At 73.6% G+C, this 16,319-nt stretch carries 18 protein-coding genes; 8 read left to right on the forward strand and 10 right to left on the reverse strand.

The features are described 5' to 3' along the window. Window positions 1-69: 69 nt before the first annotated feature. Window positions 70-1,626, forward strand: a complete 1,557-nt coding sequence (gene lnt, locus AB0435_RS11910; RefSeq protein WP_366426798.1) for an apolipoprotein N-acyltransferase — start codon at window positions 70-72, stop codon at window positions 1,624-1,626. Here the strand turns inward: lnt and AB0435_RS11915 are convergent. The 3 genes from AB0435_RS11915 to AB0435_RS11925 all read right to left on the reverse strand — a co-directional run bounded on the left by AB0435_RS11915 (window position 1,595) and on the right by AB0435_RS11925 (window position 4,438). After that, window positions 1,595-2,230, reverse strand: coding sequence for a maleylpyruvate isomerase family mycothiol-dependent enzyme (locus tag AB0435_RS11915; protein WP_366002665.1), 636 nt, complete (start codon window positions 2,228-2,230; stop codon window positions 1,595-1,597). The two genes, lnt and AB0435_RS11915, sit on opposite strands and share 32 nt — an antisense overlap. A gap of 91 nt (window positions 2,231-2,321) precedes the next feature. Next, window positions 2,322-3,230, reverse strand: coding sequence for a Gfo/Idh/MocA family oxidoreductase (locus AB0435_RS11920; protein ID WP_366426794.1), 909 nt, complete (start codon window positions 3,228-3,230; stop codon window positions 2,322-2,324). Beyond that, a complete protein-coding gene (locus AB0435_RS11925; protein WP_366002667.1) occupies window positions 3,227-4,438 on the reverse strand; it encodes an FAD-dependent monooxygenase in 1,212 nt (403 codons plus the stop codon). Before AB0435_RS11925 ends, AB0435_RS11920 begins: the two co-directional genes overlap by 4 nt. A 74-nt stretch (window positions 4,439-4,512) precedes the next feature. Here AB0435_RS11925 and AB0435_RS11930 point away from each other — a divergent pair, with 74 nt between their 5' ends. The 3 genes from AB0435_RS11930 to AB0435_RS11940 all read left to right on the forward strand — a co-directional run bounded on the left by AB0435_RS11930 (window position 4,513) and on the right by AB0435_RS11940 (window position 6,433). After that, window positions 4,513-5,109 (forward strand): TetR/AcrR family transcriptional regulator, encoded by a 597-nt coding sequence (locus tag AB0435_RS11930; RefSeq protein WP_366002668.1) that lies wholly within the window; start codon window positions 4,513-4,515, stop codon window positions 5,107-5,109. A 41-nt stretch (window positions 5,110-5,150) separates the two neighbouring features. Then, window positions 5,151-5,666, forward strand: a complete 516-nt coding sequence (locus AB0435_RS11935; protein ID WP_366002669.1) for a DinB family protein — start codon at window positions 5,151-5,153, stop codon at window positions 5,664-5,666. 98 nt (window positions 5,667-5,764) lie between these two features. Continuing rightward, entirely contained in the window at window positions 5,765-6,433 is a 669-nt protein-coding gene (locus AB0435_RS11940) for a hypothetical protein (protein ID WP_366002670.1), read from the forward strand. Window positions 6,434-6,488: 55 nt separating this feature from the next. Here the strand turns inward: AB0435_RS11940 and AB0435_RS11945 are convergent, their stop codons facing one another. The 5 genes from AB0435_RS11945 to AB0435_RS11965 all read right to left on the reverse strand — a co-directional run bounded on the left by AB0435_RS11945 (window position 6,489) and on the right by AB0435_RS11965 (window position 10,185). Then, the gene (locus AB0435_RS11945; protein ID WP_366002671.1) at window positions 6,489-7,175 is read right to left on the reverse strand and encodes a uracil-DNA glycosylase; all 687 of its coding nucleotides are present in this window, start codon (window positions 7,173-7,175) and stop codon (window positions 6,489-6,491) included. A 101-nt stretch (window positions 7,176-7,276) separates the two neighbouring features. Then, complete coding sequence (locus AB0435_RS11950; RefSeq protein ID WP_366002672.1) at window positions 7,277-8,029, reverse strand: SDR family oxidoreductase; 753 nt, start codon at window positions 8,027-8,029, stop codon at window positions 7,277-7,279. A 17-nt stretch (window positions 8,030-8,046) separates the two neighbouring features. Continuing rightward, window positions 8,047-8,808: a 3-oxoacyl-ACP reductase FabG gene (gene fabG, locus AB0435_RS11955; protein WP_366002673.1), complete on the reverse strand. Its 762-nt coding sequence runs from the start codon at window positions 8,806-8,808 to the stop codon at window positions 8,047-8,049. 160 nt (window positions 8,809-8,968) lie between these two features. Further along, window positions 8,969-9,364: a DUF3037 domain-containing protein gene (locus tag AB0435_RS11960; RefSeq protein ID WP_366002674.1), complete on the reverse strand. Its 396-nt coding sequence runs from the start codon at window positions 9,362-9,364 to the stop codon at window positions 8,969-8,971. Continuing rightward, the gene (locus tag AB0435_RS11965) at window positions 9,361-10,185 is read right to left on the reverse strand and encodes a HipA family kinase (RefSeq protein WP_366426795.1); all 825 of its coding nucleotides are present in this window, start codon (window positions 10,183-10,185) and stop codon (window positions 9,361-9,363) included. Before AB0435_RS11965 ends, AB0435_RS11960 begins: the two co-directional genes overlap by 4 nt. Before the next feature lie 70 nt (window positions 10,186-10,255). Here AB0435_RS11965 and AB0435_RS11970 point away from each other — a divergent pair, with 70 nt between their 5' ends. Continuing rightward, a complete protein-coding gene (locus AB0435_RS11970; protein ID WP_366426796.1) occupies window positions 10,256-12,307 on the forward strand; it encodes a prolyl oligopeptidase family serine peptidase in 2,052 nt (683 codons plus the stop codon). A 59-nt stretch (window positions 12,308-12,366) separates the two neighbouring features. Beyond that, on the forward strand, window positions 12,367-12,861 hold the full coding sequence (locus AB0435_RS11975; RefSeq protein ID WP_366002677.1) for a Rieske (2Fe-2S) protein: 495 nt from the start codon (window positions 12,367-12,369) through the stop codon (window positions 12,859-12,861). On the opposite strand, the gene AB0435_RS11980 is transcribed toward AB0435_RS11975, so the two are convergent. Next, entirely contained in the window at window positions 12,862-13,473 is a 612-nt protein-coding gene (locus tag AB0435_RS11980) for an isochorismatase family protein (protein ID WP_366002678.1), read from the reverse strand. Between the two features lie 188 nt (window positions 13,474-13,661). Between AB0435_RS11980 and AB0435_RS11985 the strand changes: the two genes are divergently transcribed. Continuing rightward, window positions 13,662-14,129: a pyridoxamine 5'-phosphate oxidase family protein gene (locus AB0435_RS11985; protein ID WP_366002679.1), complete on the forward strand. Its 468-nt coding sequence runs from the start codon at window positions 13,662-13,664 to the stop codon at window positions 14,127-14,129. A gap of 32 nt (window positions 14,130-14,161) precedes the next feature. Here the strand turns inward: AB0435_RS11985 and AB0435_RS11990 are convergent, their stop codons facing one another. After that, a complete protein-coding gene (locus AB0435_RS11990) occupies window positions 14,162-15,073 on the reverse strand; it encodes a LysR family transcriptional regulator (RefSeq protein WP_366002680.1) in 912 nt (303 codons plus the stop codon). 74 nt (window positions 15,074-15,147) lie between these two features. Between AB0435_RS11990 and AB0435_RS11995 the strand changes: the two genes are divergently transcribed. Further along, window positions 15,148-16,149: a DMT family transporter gene (locus AB0435_RS11995; protein ID WP_366002681.1), complete on the forward strand. Its 1,002-nt coding sequence runs from the start codon at window positions 15,148-15,150 to the stop codon at window positions 16,147-16,149. Window positions 16,150-16,319 lie beyond the last annotated feature (170 nt).

Here is a 16,319-nt window from a genome sequence, read left to right on the forward strand (position 1 = left end):
GGACGGACGAACGATCGACGATCTCCGGAGCCGGAGGGCCGTCGAGCACAAGGGAGGCACGGGATGGCGATGACACCGTCGGCCGAGCGGCGCGCCGCTCTTCTCACCCGCCCCCGGCCGCGCGCCGTCGCTGCGGTCCTGGTGGGCGCCCTGCCGGCGCTGACATTCCCGGTGCCGGCGTGGTGGTGGCTTGCCTATGTGGCCCTTGTGCCGTGGCTGATGCTGCTCCGCTCGGCCGCCGACGGCCGCCGGGCGGCGTTCGAGGGCTGGCTCGGCGGCGCGGGCTTCCTGCTGGCCGTCCATCACTGGCTGCTACCGAGCCTCCATATCTTCATTCTGGTGCTGGCCGCGCTGCTGGGGCTGCTGTGGGCCCCGTGGGGCCTGCTCACACACCGGCTGCTGAGCGGCTCACCTGGGACAGGCCGGGCGCTGGCCGCTCTCGCCCTCGTGCCGTCCGGCTGGTTGATGGTCGAACTTGCCCGCTCCTGGGAGTATTTGGGAGGGCCATGGGGGGTGTTCGGGGCGAGTCAGTGGCAGGTCGCACCCGCTTTGAAGGTCGCTTCGGTGGGCGGGATCTGGCTGGTTAGTTTCCTCCTGGTGGCGCTGAACACCGCTGTCACGTTGATGATTCGGCCGCTTGGCGTACGTACGAGCGGGCCGGCCGTCGGTCTCGCGGGGGTGCTGGTGTGCGCACTCTGCGTAACTGCCGTATGGCTGTGGGCCCCTGAGCCGCGGAGCGCGGGCAGCGTGCGGATCGCCGTCGTCCAGCCGGGGGTCGTCTCCGGCATCCTGAGCCCGCAGCGGCGCTTCGACCGCGAGGAGGAGCTCACCCGCCAACTGGCGGGAGAACACGTGGACCTCGTGGTGTGGGGCGAGAGCAGCGTCGGCGAGGACCTCGGCCGCGGCGCCGGCCTGCGCGACCGGCTGGCCGCGCTGTCCCGTACGGTCGGCGCCGATCTGCTGGTGAACGTGGACGCGCGGGGCTCGGACCGGCCCGGCATCTTCAAGAGCTCCGTGCTGGTCGGGCCGGACGGGCCCACGGGCGACCGCTACGACAAGATGCGGCTGGTGCCGTTCGGGGAGTACGTACCGGCGCGCTCGCTCCTCGGCTGGGCCACGTCCGTGGGCAAGGCGGCGGGCGAGGACCGCAGGCGCGGCACCCACCAGGTGGTGATGAAGGTGACCACACGTCAGGGCACGGTGCGGATCGGGCCGTTGGTGTGCTTCGAGACGGCGTTCCCGGACATGAGCCGGAAGCTGGCGGCCGACGGTGCCGACGTGCTCGTCGCCCAGTCCTCGACCTCCACCTTCCAGCACAGCTGGGCCCCGGAGCAGCACGCCTCCCTCGCCTCCTTCCGCGCGGCCGAGAGCTGGCGCCCGATGGTCCATGCGACCTTGACGGGAGTCAGTACGGCGACCGACGCCCGCGGCCGGACCGTGGGCCACCGCCTCGGCACCGACCGCAGTACGTCAGAGGTCTACGAACTCCCGCTGGCGCGGGGCACGAGCCCGTATGTACGTACAGGCGACTGGACGGCGATCGGCTCGGCGGCGTGCGTGGTGCTGTATGTCTGCCGGCTCACGGTCCGCCGGTTCAGGCGGCCGGGCCGGCCTGCGCGGCCGTGAAGCGGGCCGGGGCGCCCTCCTGGAGACGGCCGGGCGGGAGCTTGCGGCCGAAGAGGAGCAGGAGCAGGTCCTGCGCCGTGCCGGACACCGGGGCTCCGGCCCCGAAGGACCAGTCGAGGTCCACCGCCCGCAGCTCGACCCCCGCCACGTCCGCGCCGAAGAACTTCGCGCTCTTGGGCGTCGCGTTCTCCAGCAGCACCCGCACCCGGTCCTCGGGCACCCGCCGGTCGAGGCCGAGCGCGACCGTGATGTCCAGGCCGTGGACGACGTCGTGCCCCAGCGCCGACTCGAAGCCGCCGACCGGCGGCGTCCAGGGGTGGTGCGCGTTGTCCCGGAGGAAGTTCGCGAGCTCGCGCGGTGCGAAGCGGGCCGCGTCCTCACGCGCGCACCGGTCGGTCATCCGGTGGAGGCCGCCGCGCGCCTTGACGAGTTGCCAGACCACCTGGGGGACGGAGTAGCGGAAGCCCAGCGACATATGGGCCGCGACCTCCCGCACCCGCCACCCGGCGCACAGGGAGGGCGCGTCCCACTGCTCGGCGGACAGGCCGTCCAACACGTCTGCGAATTCCCGGCGTTCGGCGGCGATCGCGCTTCTGATGTCCATGCCACCAAGGGTGTGGGCAGCGCGGGCCGGCGTCCAAGAACGGCCGCTTCTCACGGCCAGCAGCATTCGCTATGGCCAAGCCTGGCGGTGCTCAGGAGGTGGCCTGCTCCAGTGCGGTCAGGACGATCCGCTCGCACAGTTCGTGGGTGCGCAGGGCGTCGGTCGCGTCGAGCACCATGCCCGCCCGCACCGCGTCCAGGAACGCGAGCACGCTCTGCTCGATGCCGCGCTGCCGTGCGACCGGCACCCAGTCGCCGCGGCGGCGGACCGTCGGCTGGCCCTTGTGGTCGATCACCTCGGCGAGGTTGACGACCTGCCGCTTGGTGTCCTGGCCGGAGACCTCCAGGATCTCCTCGGTGGAGCCGCTCAGCCGGTTCATGGTGCCGATGGCGGTGAAGCCGTCGCCCGAGAGCTGGAGCACGACGTGCTCCATGAGCCCGTCGCGGATCCTGGCCCGCACGCCGACGTGGTCGACGGTGCCGGGCACGAGGAAGCGCAGGGTGTCGACGACGTGGATGAAGTCGTCGAGGACGAGCGTGCGGGGGTCCTCGGCGAGGCCGACGCGGTTCTTCTGCATGAGGACGAGCTCGCGCGGGTGGTCCGCGCACTGCGTGTAGGCGGGCGCGTGGCGCCGGTTGAAGCCGACCATCAGGCTCACCCCGCGCTCCTGGGCGAGGCGCACGAGCTTCTCGCTGGTGGCGAGGTCGTAGGCGAGCGGCTTGTCCACGTAGACCGGGACGCCCGCGTCGAGGAGGCGGGTGACGATCTCGGGGTGCGCGGCGGTGGCGGCGTGCACGAAGGCCGCGTCGAGACCGGCCGCGAGGAGCCCGTCGAGCGTGGTGTGGCGCCGCTCGCGGGGGACCCGGCAGGAGTCCCCGATCCGGTGGAGGGTGGCCTCGGTGCGGGTGTGGAGGTGGAGCTCCAGCTCCGGCCGGAAGGCGAGAACGGGAAGGTACGCCTTCTCCGCGATGTCCCCGAGTCCGATGCAGCCGACCTTCACAGAGCCTCCTGGGATCGCGATTCCGTTTGAGCAGCATACGGGTGTACTGGTGGCCGCCAGTCGGCCACTCCGTCGAGGCTCCGCAAGGCGAGGCGGGGCCCGAAGCGGTTCACCACGGCGACGGCCGCGTCGCGCAGGGCGCAGGCGGGCGCGGAGGAGAGGGCGGTGAGCCGGCCGACGCGGGCGGAGCGGCGGACGACCTCCGTGGTGCGGGGCAGGCGCTGCGCGGTGTAGGCGGGCAGCGCGCGGGCGGGGTCGCCGCCGGCCTCGCCGAGGAGGTGGGCCAGGACCACGGCGTCCTCGACGGCCTGGCAGCCGCCCTGGCCGAGGTGCGGGGTCATGGGGTGGGCGGCGTCGCCGAGCAGCGCGACCCTGCCGCGGTGGTGGGCGGGGAGCGGCGCCGCGGAGGTGTGGACGTCGTTGCGCAGCACGGCAGCGGGGTCGGCGGCGGCGAGGATGTCGGGGACGGGGTGGTGCCAGCCGCCGAACAGGCGGCGCAGCTCGGCGAGTTCGCCGTCGGGCGCGCGGCTCCCGGCGGGCGCCTTGGCCTGCGCGTAGGCGTAGACGCGCCCGTCGTGCAGCGGGACGGTGCCCCAGAGCAGGCCGCGGCCCCAGGTCTCGTGGGCGGGGAAGGGCCGGGCGGGCGGTGGGACGACCATGCGCCAGGTGGTGAGGCCGGTGAAGCGCGGGGCCGGGTGGTGCGGGAAGAGGGTGCCGCGGACGGCGGAGCGTATGCCGTCGGCGCCGACGACGAGGTCGGCCTCCAGGTCGCCTTCGGGGGCGGCCACCCTGGCGGGCCGCCCGGGGCCGCCGGGGTCGGTGAGCGTGGCGGGGGCGCCGGTGCGGACGGCCCCTTCGGGGAGCCTCGCGGCGAGGAGGGCGACGAGTTCGGCGCGGTGGGCGACGACGACCGGGCCGCCGAAGCGCTCGGCCGCGGCCGCGCTGCTCGTACGGGAGAGCCAGCGGCCGCTCGGCAGGCGCAGGCCGCCCTCGGCCTGCCAGCCGGACAGGGCGCGCACGGCGTCGCCCGCGCCGAAGGTGTCGAGGGCCCGCAGGGCGTTGGCGGCCAGGGCGATGCCCGCGCCGACGGGTTCGAGCGAGGCGGCGCGTTCGAGCACGGTGACGGTCCAGCCGTGGTGGTGCAGGGCGGCCGCGGCGGTGAGCCCGCCGATGCCGCCGCCGATGACGACCGCGCGGAGTTCGCGCATGATCCCCTCCATTACTACGGGTGTAGTTGCCATCAGGTTACTACCGTTGTAGTGATGGCGATAGGTTGGGTCGCATGCCAGTCGAGAAGACCGCCACCGGTCCCGCGCGCGCCCAGCTGATCGCCGACACCGCACTCGCCCTGCTCGCCGAACGCGGCATGCGCGGGCTGACCCACCGCGCCGTGGACGAGGCGGCCGGGCTTCCGCTCGGCTCGACCTCCAACCAGGCCCGCACCCGGCTCGCCCTGCTGGAGGTCGCGGTGCGGCGGCTCGCCCTCCGTGAGAGCGAGGTGCTGGGCCTGCCCGAACTGCCGGGCCCGGACGCCGGGCGCGACGCGCTGGCCGAGGCCGTCGCGCTCGCGCTGCACCGCTCGCTGACCGGGCAGCAGGCCCTGCTGATCGCCCGCTACGAGCTGGCGCTGGAGGCGGCCCGGCGGCCCGAACTGCGGCGGATCTACGACTCGGCGGGCCGCGTCTTCCGCGACCCCCTCACCCGTCTGATGGCCGCGAACGGGTCCCGCGACCCGGAACGGCACGCGCTGTCCCTCGTGGCGTGGTGCGAGGGGATGATGTTCTCCTGCGTCGCCGGGTCCTTCCACACCGACGCCCCGGACCTCGGACAGCTCCGCGCCGGCGCCGGCGAACTGCTGCGCGGCATGCTGGAGCGATAATCCGTGGCGGCGCGGCGCGTCCGGGCGGAAGGATGCCCACCATGACGACCACGAGCGAACGCCCCGAACCGCCCACCGTCTCCGACGAGCGCACCAGCCTGGAGAGCTGGCTCGACTACCACCGCGCGACCCTGGCCCTCAAGTGCGCCGGGCTGGACGACCGGCAGCTGCGCGAGCCCTCGGCGCCGCCCTCGCCGCTCTCCCTCATGGGCCTCGTACGGCACATGGCCGAGGTCGAACGCGGCTGGTTCCGGCGCGTGCTCGGCGGCGAGCGGTCGGCCGGGCCGATCTTCTACAGCGACGAGGAGCCCGACGGCGACATCCACGTCACCGAGCAGGACACCTGGGAGGAGGCCTACGCCACATGGCAGGCGGAGATCGCGGCGGCCCGCGAGGCGGCACGCGGCCGCTCCCTCGACGACCGGGGCATCCACCAGCGCGACGGCGCGGAGTTCGACCTCCGCTGGATCTACACGCACATGATCGAGGAGTACGCCCGCCACAACGGCCACGCGGACCTCATCCGCGAGCGCATCGACGGGGCGACCGGGGACTGAGAGCCGAGGCGGGACAGCCGGCGGAAGAGCGCCACCACCCGCGCGTCACCCCTGCGGGGAATTCCCAACGCACCCGAGCGGGCAGCAGAGTTGACCGAATGCATCGTCTGCCTGCGGCGACCGCCCTGGTGGCAGCGGCCCTCGTGGCCGCCACCGGGTGCGTGGCCGTCCCCTCCCAGCCCACCGGCCACGGCCGGCAGCACTCCCTCTCCCGCCCCGGCGGGCCGGCCGGTCCGGGCCGGCCCCGCGAGGCCCTGATCGACATCGGACCGGACGCCTCGGGCGGGCCACCGGGCGATCCCTCCCGGGACCCGACCTCCCACGCACCACCGGGGACACCCACGGACGGCTGGAGCCCCGGAGATCCCAGGGACCCCGCCGACCCGGCACCGGCGGATCCGGCCGACCCCCGGGAACCGGCGGACCGCTCGCACGACTCCCGCCCCTCGGAGTCCACGAAGAGCCCTCCGAGGAACTCCTCGTCCCCTTCACGCGATTCAGGCCCGGCCTCGCGTGATTCGGGCCCGGCCGAGACCTCCGGCCGCCCGCCCGAGCCACCGGGCCGGCCCGGCCCCACCGGCGAGGACTCCCCCCTCCCCCGCAATCCACCGCAGGCGCCCCCCACCTCCGGCCGCGCCGCCGAACCCCGGCCGGCGGCACCGCCCCGGAGCTCCGGCAGCGGCGTCTGCTCGCTCGGGCACACCTACGGCCACTGGGAGCAGGGCAGCGACGCCTCGCGCATCTGCGGCCAGGTGTACGGGCACTGAGGCCCGGCGAGGAGGCCGCTCCCTCAAAGGGCACGGCCTCCTCGCAGCCGCCGGGTCAGACGGCGAGGTCGGGGATCTGCCAGGAGATCGGCTCGTGCCCCTGGGCCGCCACCGCCTCGTTGATCTGGGTGAAGGGGCGGCTGCCGAAGAACTTCTTCGCCGACAGCGGCGAGGGGTGGGCTCCCTTGACGACGGTGTGCCGTGTCTCGTCGATCAGGGGGAGCTTCTTCTGGGCGTAGTTGCCCCACAGCACGAAGACGGCCGGGTCGGGCCGGGAGGCCACGGCGCGGATGACCGCGTCGGTGAACTTCTCCCAGCCCTTGCCCTTGTGGGAGTTGGGCTCGCCGCCGCGGACCGTGAGGACCGCGTTGAGCAGCAGCACGCCCTGCTGGGCCCACGGCATCAGGAAGCCGTTGTCCGGCACCTCGTGGCCGAGCTCCTCGCGCATCTCCTTGTAGATGTTCCGCAGGGAGGGCGGGGTCTTCACGCCGGGCCGGACGGAGAAGCACAGGCCGTGCCCCTGCCCGGCGCCGTGGTAGGGGTCCTGACCGAGGATGAGGACCTTCACCCGGTCGTACGGCGTGGCCTCCAGCGCGGCGAAGACCTCGCCGCGCGGCGGATAGACCGGCGCCTTCGACCGCTCCTCCTCGACGAAGTCGGTGAGCTCCTTGAAATAGGGCTTCTCCAGCTCCTCGCCGAGGACTCCGCGCCAGGACTCGGGCAGCATGTCGGTGACGGTCACGCCAACAACCTCCGGGGTTCGTTCCACTCTCATCGGAGAACCTACCGGCGCCCACTGACAACGCCTGACGCCCGGCCCTCCGGCGGAGGGCCGGGAGCCGGTCAGAAGCCCGCGTTGAGGAGGATCCCGCCGTCCATGACGAGTGTCTGTCCGGTGATCCACCCCGCGGCGTCGGAGAGCAGGAAGGCGGCCGCGCCCCCGATGTCCTCCGGAACCCCCAGCCGCCCGAGCGGGTAGGAGGCGGCGGCCTCCTCCTCGCGCCCCTCGTAGAGGGCTGCGGCGAACTTGGTCTTCACCACCGCCGGGGCGATGCAGTTGACCCGCACGCCCGGCGCCATCTCGTGCGCGAGCTGGAGCGTGAGGTTGACCATGGCGGCCTTGCTGATGCCGTACGCGCCGACGAAGGGCGCGGCGCCCAGCCCGGCGACGGAGGCGATGTTGACGATCGCCCCGCCGTTCTCCTTCTGCCACGCCTTCCAGGTCTGCTGGGCGAAGCCGAGCGCCGAGATGACGTTGGTCTCGAAGACCTTCCGGGCGACCGCGAGGTCGAGGTCGGCGATCGGACCGAACACCGGGTTCGTACCGGCGTTGTTGACGAGGTGGTCGACGCGCCCGAAGGTCTCCATCGCGCGCTCCACGGCGGCGGCCTGGTGGGCCTCGTCGTGGGCCTTGCCCGCCACACCGATCACCCGGTCGGCGCCCAGGGACTCGACGGCGGCCTTGAGGGCGTCCTCGTTGCGCCCGGTGATGACGACGCGGTCGCCGCGGGCGACCAGCGCCTCGGCGATGCCGTAGCCGATGCCGCGGCTGGCGCCGGTGACCAGCGCGACCTTTCCGCTGTCCTGCACGGTCATATGTCCGTCCTCCCCCGTCAGTTGAGCGGTCCGCCGGCCACGTACAGCACCTGGCCGGAGACGAAGCCGGCCTGCTCACCGGCGAAGAAGGCGACGGCGTTGGCGATGTCCGCGGGCTCGCCGACGCGCTGCACGGGGATCTGGCTCGCCGCCGCGGTCTTGAAGTCCTCGAAGCCCATGCCGACGCGGGCCGCGGTGGCGGCGGTCATGTCGGTGGCGATGAAGCCGGGGGCGACGGAGTTGGCGGTGACGCCGAACTTGCCGAGCTCCTTGGCGAGCGTCTTGGTGAAGCCCTGCATGCCGGCCTTGGCGGCGGCGTAGTTCGCCTGCCCGCGGTTGCCGAGGGCCGAGCTGCTGGAGAGGTTGACGATACGGCCGAAGCCCGCGTCGACCATGTGCTTCTGGCAGGCGCGCGACATCAGGAACGCACCGCGCAGGTGCACGTTCATGACGGTGTCCCAGTCGTCCTCGCTCATCTTGAACAGCAGGTTGTCGCGGAGGACACCGGCGTTGTTGACGAGGATGACCGGGGCGCCGAGCTCGGCGGCGACCCGGGCGACGGCGGCCTCGACCTGGGCCGCGTCGGAGACGTCGCAGCCGACGGCGAGGGCCTTGCCGCCCGCCGCCGCGATCTTCTCCACGGTGTCCGCGCAGGCCGCCTCGTCGAGGTCGAGGACGGCGACCGCCCGGCCCTCCTCGGCCAGCCGGACGGCGGTCGCCGCGCCGATGCCACGGGCCGCGCCCGTGACAACGGCTACGCGCTGCTCGGTGGTGGACATGCGGGGCTCTCCTCACCTCGGAAACGTCGACGGCGCCGAGGGGCCCCGGCGGACCGCCCTCCCGCACCGGCGGGTGAGCGACCGCTTAGTACCTTCGGCGGATCAGACGCTAGAAGCCCCGCCACCCGCTGTCAACGCCTCGTCGCTCACCTGACGTCGCTCACCTGACCAGCAGGTCGAGGAGGCGCTCGGACTCACGCTCCGGGTCCGCGGTGAGGCCGGTGTGCACCGGGCCGGGCTGCACGACGGTGCTGCGCGGGGCGATCAGCCAGCGGAAGCGCCGCCCCGGATCGTCACCTGCGGCCTGCCCGGCCCGCTCCCCGCCGAGGCAGACGCCCTCGACGGCGCCCAGCGCGGCCCGTACGCCCGCGACGTCGGCCGTCGGGTCCAGGGCCAGCAGCCGCGCCTCGTCCAGGTGGACGCGGGCGGCGACGAAGGACTTCGCCTGGCAGTAGACGACGACCCCGGCGTTGATCAGCTCACCCCGCTCGACGCGGGGGACGACGCGCAGCAGCGCGTATTCGAAAACGTCACGTCCGTTGTGGCGCCCGGTCATGTCCCGGCCCTTCCGTCGAGCCTGACACGCACCCACTCCGGCGCCTGCGAGGGCTTGTCCTTGCTGCGTTCGCCGAGGGTGACGCGGTCGCCGACGGTCGCGGCGCGCTCCAGCAGCACCTCCACATAGGCGCGGCGCACGGCGTCCGGGCCGTCGAAGCCCGGCTCGTCCACGAGCCACTCGTCGGGCACGTCGGCGGCGACCGCCGTCAGCAGTTCCTCGGTGACCCGCGGGGCGAGGGCTGCCGTGGCGGCGACGACGTCCGGGCCGAAGGAGGCGAGGACGTGGTCGGAGGCGTCGTACGCCCTGCCCGCCGCGGCCCGCGCGCTCGGCCAGTTGTGGTGCCAGATCATGGTGGCGCCGTGGTCGATGAGCCACATCTCGCCGTGCCACACCAGCAGGTTGGGGTTGCGCCAGGAGCGGTCGACGTTGTTGATGAGGGCGTCGAACCACACCACGCGCCCGGCCTCGGCCGCGTCGACCTCGAAGGCGAGCGGGTCGAAGCCGAGGGCACCGGGCAGGAAGTCCATGGCGAGGTTGAGCCCGCCGCTGGCCTTGAGCAGCCCCTGCACCTCCTGGTCCGGCTCGCCCCGGCCGATGACGGGGTCGAGCTGGATCCGCGCCAGGTCGGGCACGCGCAGCCCGAGGGCGCGGCCGAGCTGTCCGCAGATCACCTCGGCGACCAGCGTCTTGCGGCCCTGTCCGGCGCCGGTGAACTTCATGACGTACGTGCCGAGATCGTCGGCCTCGACGATGCCGGGGAGCGAGCCACCCTCACGCAAGGGCGTGACATAGCGGGTGGCGATGACTTCGGGGAGCATTGCCCCAGGCTACTGCGGTGGTGGGCGGAATCCGGTCGCGGCCGCGGGCCGCTCCCTGTCAGGGTGCGCCATGGACATCTCCGCCTTCCCCCGCCGCTTCGCCCTCAGCCGGCGCTTCTCGCTCGGCGCCCCGGGCCACTTCACCGTCTCACCCGACGGCCGCCGCGTCGTGTTCACCCGCACGCGCGGCGGCCTGGACCCGCTCGGCGAGCTGTGGCTCCACGAGGGCGGGCGGGAACGGCTGCTCGCCTCGGCTGAGGTGACGGACGGCCCGCTGCCGGAGGCGGAGCGCATCCGGCGGGAGCGGGCCCGCGAACGGTCGGAAGGCATCGTGTCGTACGCGACCGACCGGGACGTCCGCCTCGTCGTCCACACCGTGGGCGGCGCGCTCCGCGCGGTCCGCACGTCCGGCGGGCCGTCCTTCCCCCTGCCGGCCGCGGGCCCCGCCGTGGATCCCCGCCCCTCGCCGGACGGCCGCCACATCGCCTACGTCAGCGACGGCGCCCTGCGCGTGATGTCCCTGGACGGCACCGAGCGGCTGTGCCTCGCGCCGGAGGCGCCCGAGGTCACCTACGGCCTGGCCGAACACGCCGCCGCCGAGTCGATGGGCCGGCGGCGCGGCCACTGGTGGGCGCCCGACGGCAGTGCCCTGCTCGTGGCCCGCGTGGACCCCACGCCCATGCCGCTGTGGCACCTCGGCGACGCGGCCGACCCGGCGAAGCCGCCCCGGGCGTTCCGCTATCCGGCGGCCGGCACGGCCAACGCCGAGGTCACCCTCCACGTGGTGACGCTGGACGGCGGGCGCGCGGAAGTGCTGTGGGACCGCGCCGCGTTCGAGTATCTGGCCACGGCCCACTGGGACGCCCACGGCCCCGTGATCAGCGTGCAGAGCCGCGACCAGCGGGTGCTGCGCGTGCTGGCCGTCGACCCCACCACGGGCACGACCGAGCTGCTGCACGAGAGACGCGATCCGGCCTGGGTGGAACTCGTGCCGGGCGCACCGGCCCGTACGGCCTCCGGCACCCCGGTCGTCCCCTGGGAACGGGGCGACACCCGGCGCCTGCGGATCGGTGGCTTCCTTACACCGGACGGCCTCCAGGTCGCCGAGGTGCTCGGCACGGACGGCGAACGCGTGCTCTTCACCGGCTGGGACAGCCCCTTCGAACGCCATGTGTGGTCCTACGAACCGGAGCGAGGCCTCACGCGGCTGAGCCGAGAGCCCGGCGTGCACACCGCCGCCATGGGCGGCCCCACCGTAGTGCTGGACAGCCGGACCCCGGAGGGCCACAGGGTCACCGTCCTGCGCGACGGTGAACCCGTCGGCACGATCGGCTCCCTGACCGCCGACCCCCTCGTCGTACCGCGCCCGGAACACCTCACGCTCGGCGAACGCGAACTGCCCGGCCTGCTCTTCCTCCCGTCGTGGCACGAGCCCGGGGCGCGCAGGCTGCCCGTACTGCTCTGCCCGTACTCCGGGCCGGGCGTGCGGCTGGCCGTACGGGCGCGCACCTGGATGTCGTGCGTCGCCCAGTGGTTCGCGGAACAGGGCTTCGCCGTGCTCACCGTGGACGGCAGGGGCACGCCCGGCCGCGGCCCGTCCTGGGAGAAGGCGGTCCACGGCGACCAGTTGACGCCCGTGCTGGAGGACCAGATCGACGGTCTGCGGGCGGCCGCCGCGCACTGCCCGGACCTGGACCTGGGGCGGGTGGGCATCCGGGGCTGGTCGTTCGGCGGCACACTGGCCGCGGCCGCGGTCCTCAGGCACCCGGAGATCTTCCACGCGGCGGTCTCCGGCGCGGCCCCGAGCGATCAGCGGCTGTACGACACGCACTGGAAGGAGCGGTTCCTCGGCCACCCGGACGAGGAACCGGAGCACTACGCCCGTTCCTCGACGATCCACGACGCGCCTCTGCTGCGCAGGCCGCTGCTGCTGATCCACGGCCTGGCGGACGACAACGTGACCGCGGCCCACACGCTGCGGATGTCCGCGGCGCTGCTGGCGGCGGGCAGGCCGCACACGGTGCTGCCGTTGTCCGGTGCGACTCATATGGCGGGCGGCGGCACTGCCGGGCAGTTGCTGCTGTTCGAGGTGAATTTCCTGAGAAACGCTCTGGATGGTTGAACAGGGCTGCTGTCGAGTCCGTATGACCCCAGGGAACCGACAAGCCCAGAGGAGCGAACATGACACATACGTCACCGGTCCGGCCCGGTGCGAGCCGTCGTACCGTCGTCGCGGCCGCGGGGGTCTCCGGCCTCGTGGCCGCGCTCGCCGCGTGCGGCTCGGACGACAAGAAGGGCACCCCGGCACCGACGTCCTCCGAGGCGCCGGGCGCCTCGGGGTCACAGGCGGGCGCCCCCGGGAACTCCACCGCCCCTTCCTCGGGCGCGGCCGGGGCCCTGGCGAAGACCGCCGACATCCCGGTGGGCGGCGGGAAGGTCTTCCCGGACAGCAAGGTGGTGGTGACGCAGCCGGCGAAGGGCGAGTTCAAGGCGTTCTCGGCGGTCTGCACGCACGAGGGCTGCCTGGTCCGTGACATCTCGGGCGGCACCATCAACTGCCCGTGCCACGGCAGCAAGTTCAGCGCCAAGGACGGCAGTGTGCAGCACGGCCCGGCGCACGAGCCCCTGTCGGCGGAGCGGGTCACCGTACAGGGGGACACGATCCGTCTGGCGTGATCAGTCCGTGCCGCGGGGGCGGTGCCACGCGCGCAGGAGCTCCTCGGTGGTGGTGAGGGTGGCGACGAGCGCGAGGGTGTGGCGGATCATCGCCGCCGTGTAGTCGGCGGGCACCCCGGCGATGGCGTCGGTGGGCACGACGGCGGTGTAGCCGAGGTTGACGGCGTCGAAGGCGGCGTTGGGGATCGCGACGTTCGCCGATACGCCTGTGATCACGAGGGTGCGGCAGCCGAGGTTGCGCAGCAGCGCGTCGAGGCCCGTACCGGCGAGGGGCGAGAGCCCGTGCAGCCGCCGTACGACGAGGTCCGCGTCGCCGACCGGTATCGGGTCGGCGACGCGGACTGCCGTGCTGCCCGCCAACTGCCGTACGGGCAGCCGCTCGGCGGCGCGCAGGAGCGGTGCGTTGCGCCCGGTGCCGCGGCCGTCGGGGCGCTGCTCGGCGAGGGCGTGCACGACCTGGATGCCCGCGGCGTGCGCGGCGGCCACGAGGCGGGCGACGCGGGTGAGTGCGCCGGACGCGCGGGCGGCCGCGGCGAGCTCGGGCAGCGCGCTCCCGGGCCCTACGACACCACACTGGCATTCGACGGTGAGCAACACGGTCTCGGATGGCACGGCGGGCTCCCATACGGAGGCGGGGTCGGATCGGTGCTGCCGCGATTGTCCCCGCCGGCGCACGGATCCGCGGGAAAGCCGCGGGAAGGGGGGTCCGTCAGAAGGAAAGGGGCGCCGCCCATTGCGCGGAAGCGCGAGGAGCCGCAAGCTTTCTGACGAGTCGTCAGTAAAACGAAGGGGGCAGACACATGGCCACCGCCCAGCGCCGAGGCCGCCGGGTCATGATGACGCGCGCCGAGCTGGATGCCTTCCTCGCGGATCAGCGCACCTGCCGGGTGGCGACCCTCGGGCTCCAGGGGCGCCCGCACGTCACCCCGCTGTGGTTCGTCTGGGACGGGCACGCCCTCTGGCTGTACTCCCTCGTGCGCAGCCGCCGCTGGGCCGAGCTCCGGCGCGACGCCCGCATGGCGGCGGTGATCGACGACGGCGAGGCCTACGGGGAGCTGCGCGGGGCCGAGCTCACCGGGACGGCCGTGTTCGTCGGCGAGGCGCCGCGCACGGGACTTCCGTGTCCCGAACTCGACACCCCGGAAGCCCTGTTCGCGGCGAAGTACTTCGGCTTGCCCGCCATGCCGCACGACGGCCGCCACGCCTGGCTGCGGCTGGTCCCGGAGACGGTGACGTCCTGGGACTTCCGTAAACTGCCGCACGGCTGACCGGACCCCTGAGGGGCCCGGGGCCTCAAGCCTCACGCCTGCCGGGAGACCTTCTCCCCCACAGCGCGCAACGCGTCGACGGCCGCGCGGATCGACGGCCTGCGGTCCGCGTCGGCGCGCCAGACCGCGTAGACGTGACGGCGCATCGTGTGGCGCACGGGCAGCACGCGCACGCCGTCCGGCACGGGCCCCCGGCCGAGGCGGGGCGCGATGCCCACCCCGAGCCCGGCCGCGATCAGCGCGAGCTGGGTGGGGTGCTCCTCGGCCATGTGGGAGATGCGCGGCTCGATTCCCTTGCCGCGCAGCGTGAGCATCAGCCAGTCGTGGCAGAACTCGCCGTTGGGCCAGGAGATCCACTCGTCGTCGGCGAACTCCTCCAGCTCCACCTCCCGCCGTTCGGCGAGCGGGTGGCCGACCGGCACCGCGACGTCGGCCGGGTCGTCGAGGAGGGGCGCCTTGGCCAGGCCCTCCGGCATGGGGAGCGGCTTGTTGTACCAGTCGAGGACGACCGCGAGGTCGATGTCGCCGCGCACCACGCGCGGCACCGCGCTGTCCGGGTCCATCTCGGTCAGCCGCGCGCGCAGCTGGGGGTGGGCCTCGCGCAGCTCGGCGAGCGCGGCCGGGAAGAGGCCGCGGGCCGCGGTGGGGAAGGCGCCGACCAGCAGCTCGCCGACGGCCTGGCCGCGCTGGGCCTCCAGGTCGGCCTGGGCGAGCTCGACCTGGGAGAGGATCCGCGAGGCGTGGTCGGCGAGCAGCCGTCCGGCGTCGGTGAGGCGCACGCCGCGCCCCTGCTTGGCCAGCAGCTGCTGGCCGGTCTCCCGCTCCAGCTTGGCGAGCTGCTGCGACACGGCGGACGTCGTCACATGGAGCCCGTCCGCCGCGCCGCTGACGGAGCCATGGCGGGCGACGGCGCTGAGGGTACGCAGGCGGTCGAGGTTCAACATATAAGCGATGCTACGCGATGTTGTGCGTTTTTATTTGCTTGTCCTAATCCGTTGCGTCGATCATTGTTGTGCACATGCGCACCGTGACCACCACTCCCGCCTCCTCCACGCCCTCCGCACCCCCGACCACGGCCTCTTCGCCCGCGGCCCCTTCGAGCGACACGGCTCCCGACCGGCGGGGCCGTGCCGCCGTGGACTGGCGGATCCGGTTCGGCGCGCTCGCCCTCATCTGGGGGTGCAGCTTCCTGTTCATCAAGGTGGGCACCGACGGCTTCGCGCCCCTCTACGTCTCGCTGGGCCGCATGCTGTTCGGCACGGCCGTGCTCGGCGTGGCGCTGGCCGTCAAGCGGGAGCGGCTGCCCCACGGCGCCCGCACCTGGGGCCACCTCACGGTCGCCGCGTTCCTGCTCAACGCGCTGCCGTTCACGCTGTTCGCCTACGCCGAGCTGAGCATCCCCTCCACGCTCGCGGGCATCTGCAACGCCACGACCCCGCTCTGGGGCATGGTGCTCTCCCTCGTCGCGCTGTCCGAGGACCGGCCCACCCGGCGCCGCTTCGCCGGACTGGGCATCGGCTTCCTCGGCGTGCTCACCGTGCTCGGCGCCTGGCAGGGCTTCTCCGGCCAGGACCCCGCGGGCACGGTGATGGCGCTGATCGCCTCGGCCAGCTACGCGGTCGGCTGGATCTACGTCCGCCGGACCCTCTCCTCCACCGGAGGCTCGCACCTGTCGACGGCCGGCGGCCAGCTCCTCCTCGGCACCGTCCAACTCGCCGTCGTGGCCCCGCTGGTCAGCCCCCTGCCGACCTCCTTCCCCGCCGTGTCCGTGCTGGCGATCTTCGCCCTCGGCGCGCTGGGCACCGGGGTCGCCTTCCTCGTGCAGTACGGGCTGGTGGCCGAGGTGGGGCCGACGACCGCGACCCTGACGACGTACTTCACCCCGGTCGTCGCCACGGTGGCGGGCGTCGCCCTCCTCGGCGAGCGGCTCTCCTGGAACACCCCCGTCGGCGCGGTCATCGTGCTGGCCGGTGCGGCGCTCACCCAGAGCAAGCCCAGGCGGAAGGCCGACCGGGGCTGAGCCCGAGGGCACGGGCACCGTCAGTCGTAACGCCCGTAGTGCCCCGCCCGGACCGGGCCGGTCGCGGACGCCAGCGCTGCTCCTTCGGATGCGTGACGGTTCCGTGGGGGTGGGGCGCGCCGGCGGGCCGGGCGGGGTCAGTCGTCGAAGGCGGCGAAGAGCTCGCGCTT

This window comes from Streptomyces sp. NPDC051173, from assembly GCF_040689515.1.
Lineage (GTDB): Bacteria > Actinomycetota > Actinomycetes > Streptomycetales > Streptomycetaceae > Streptomyces.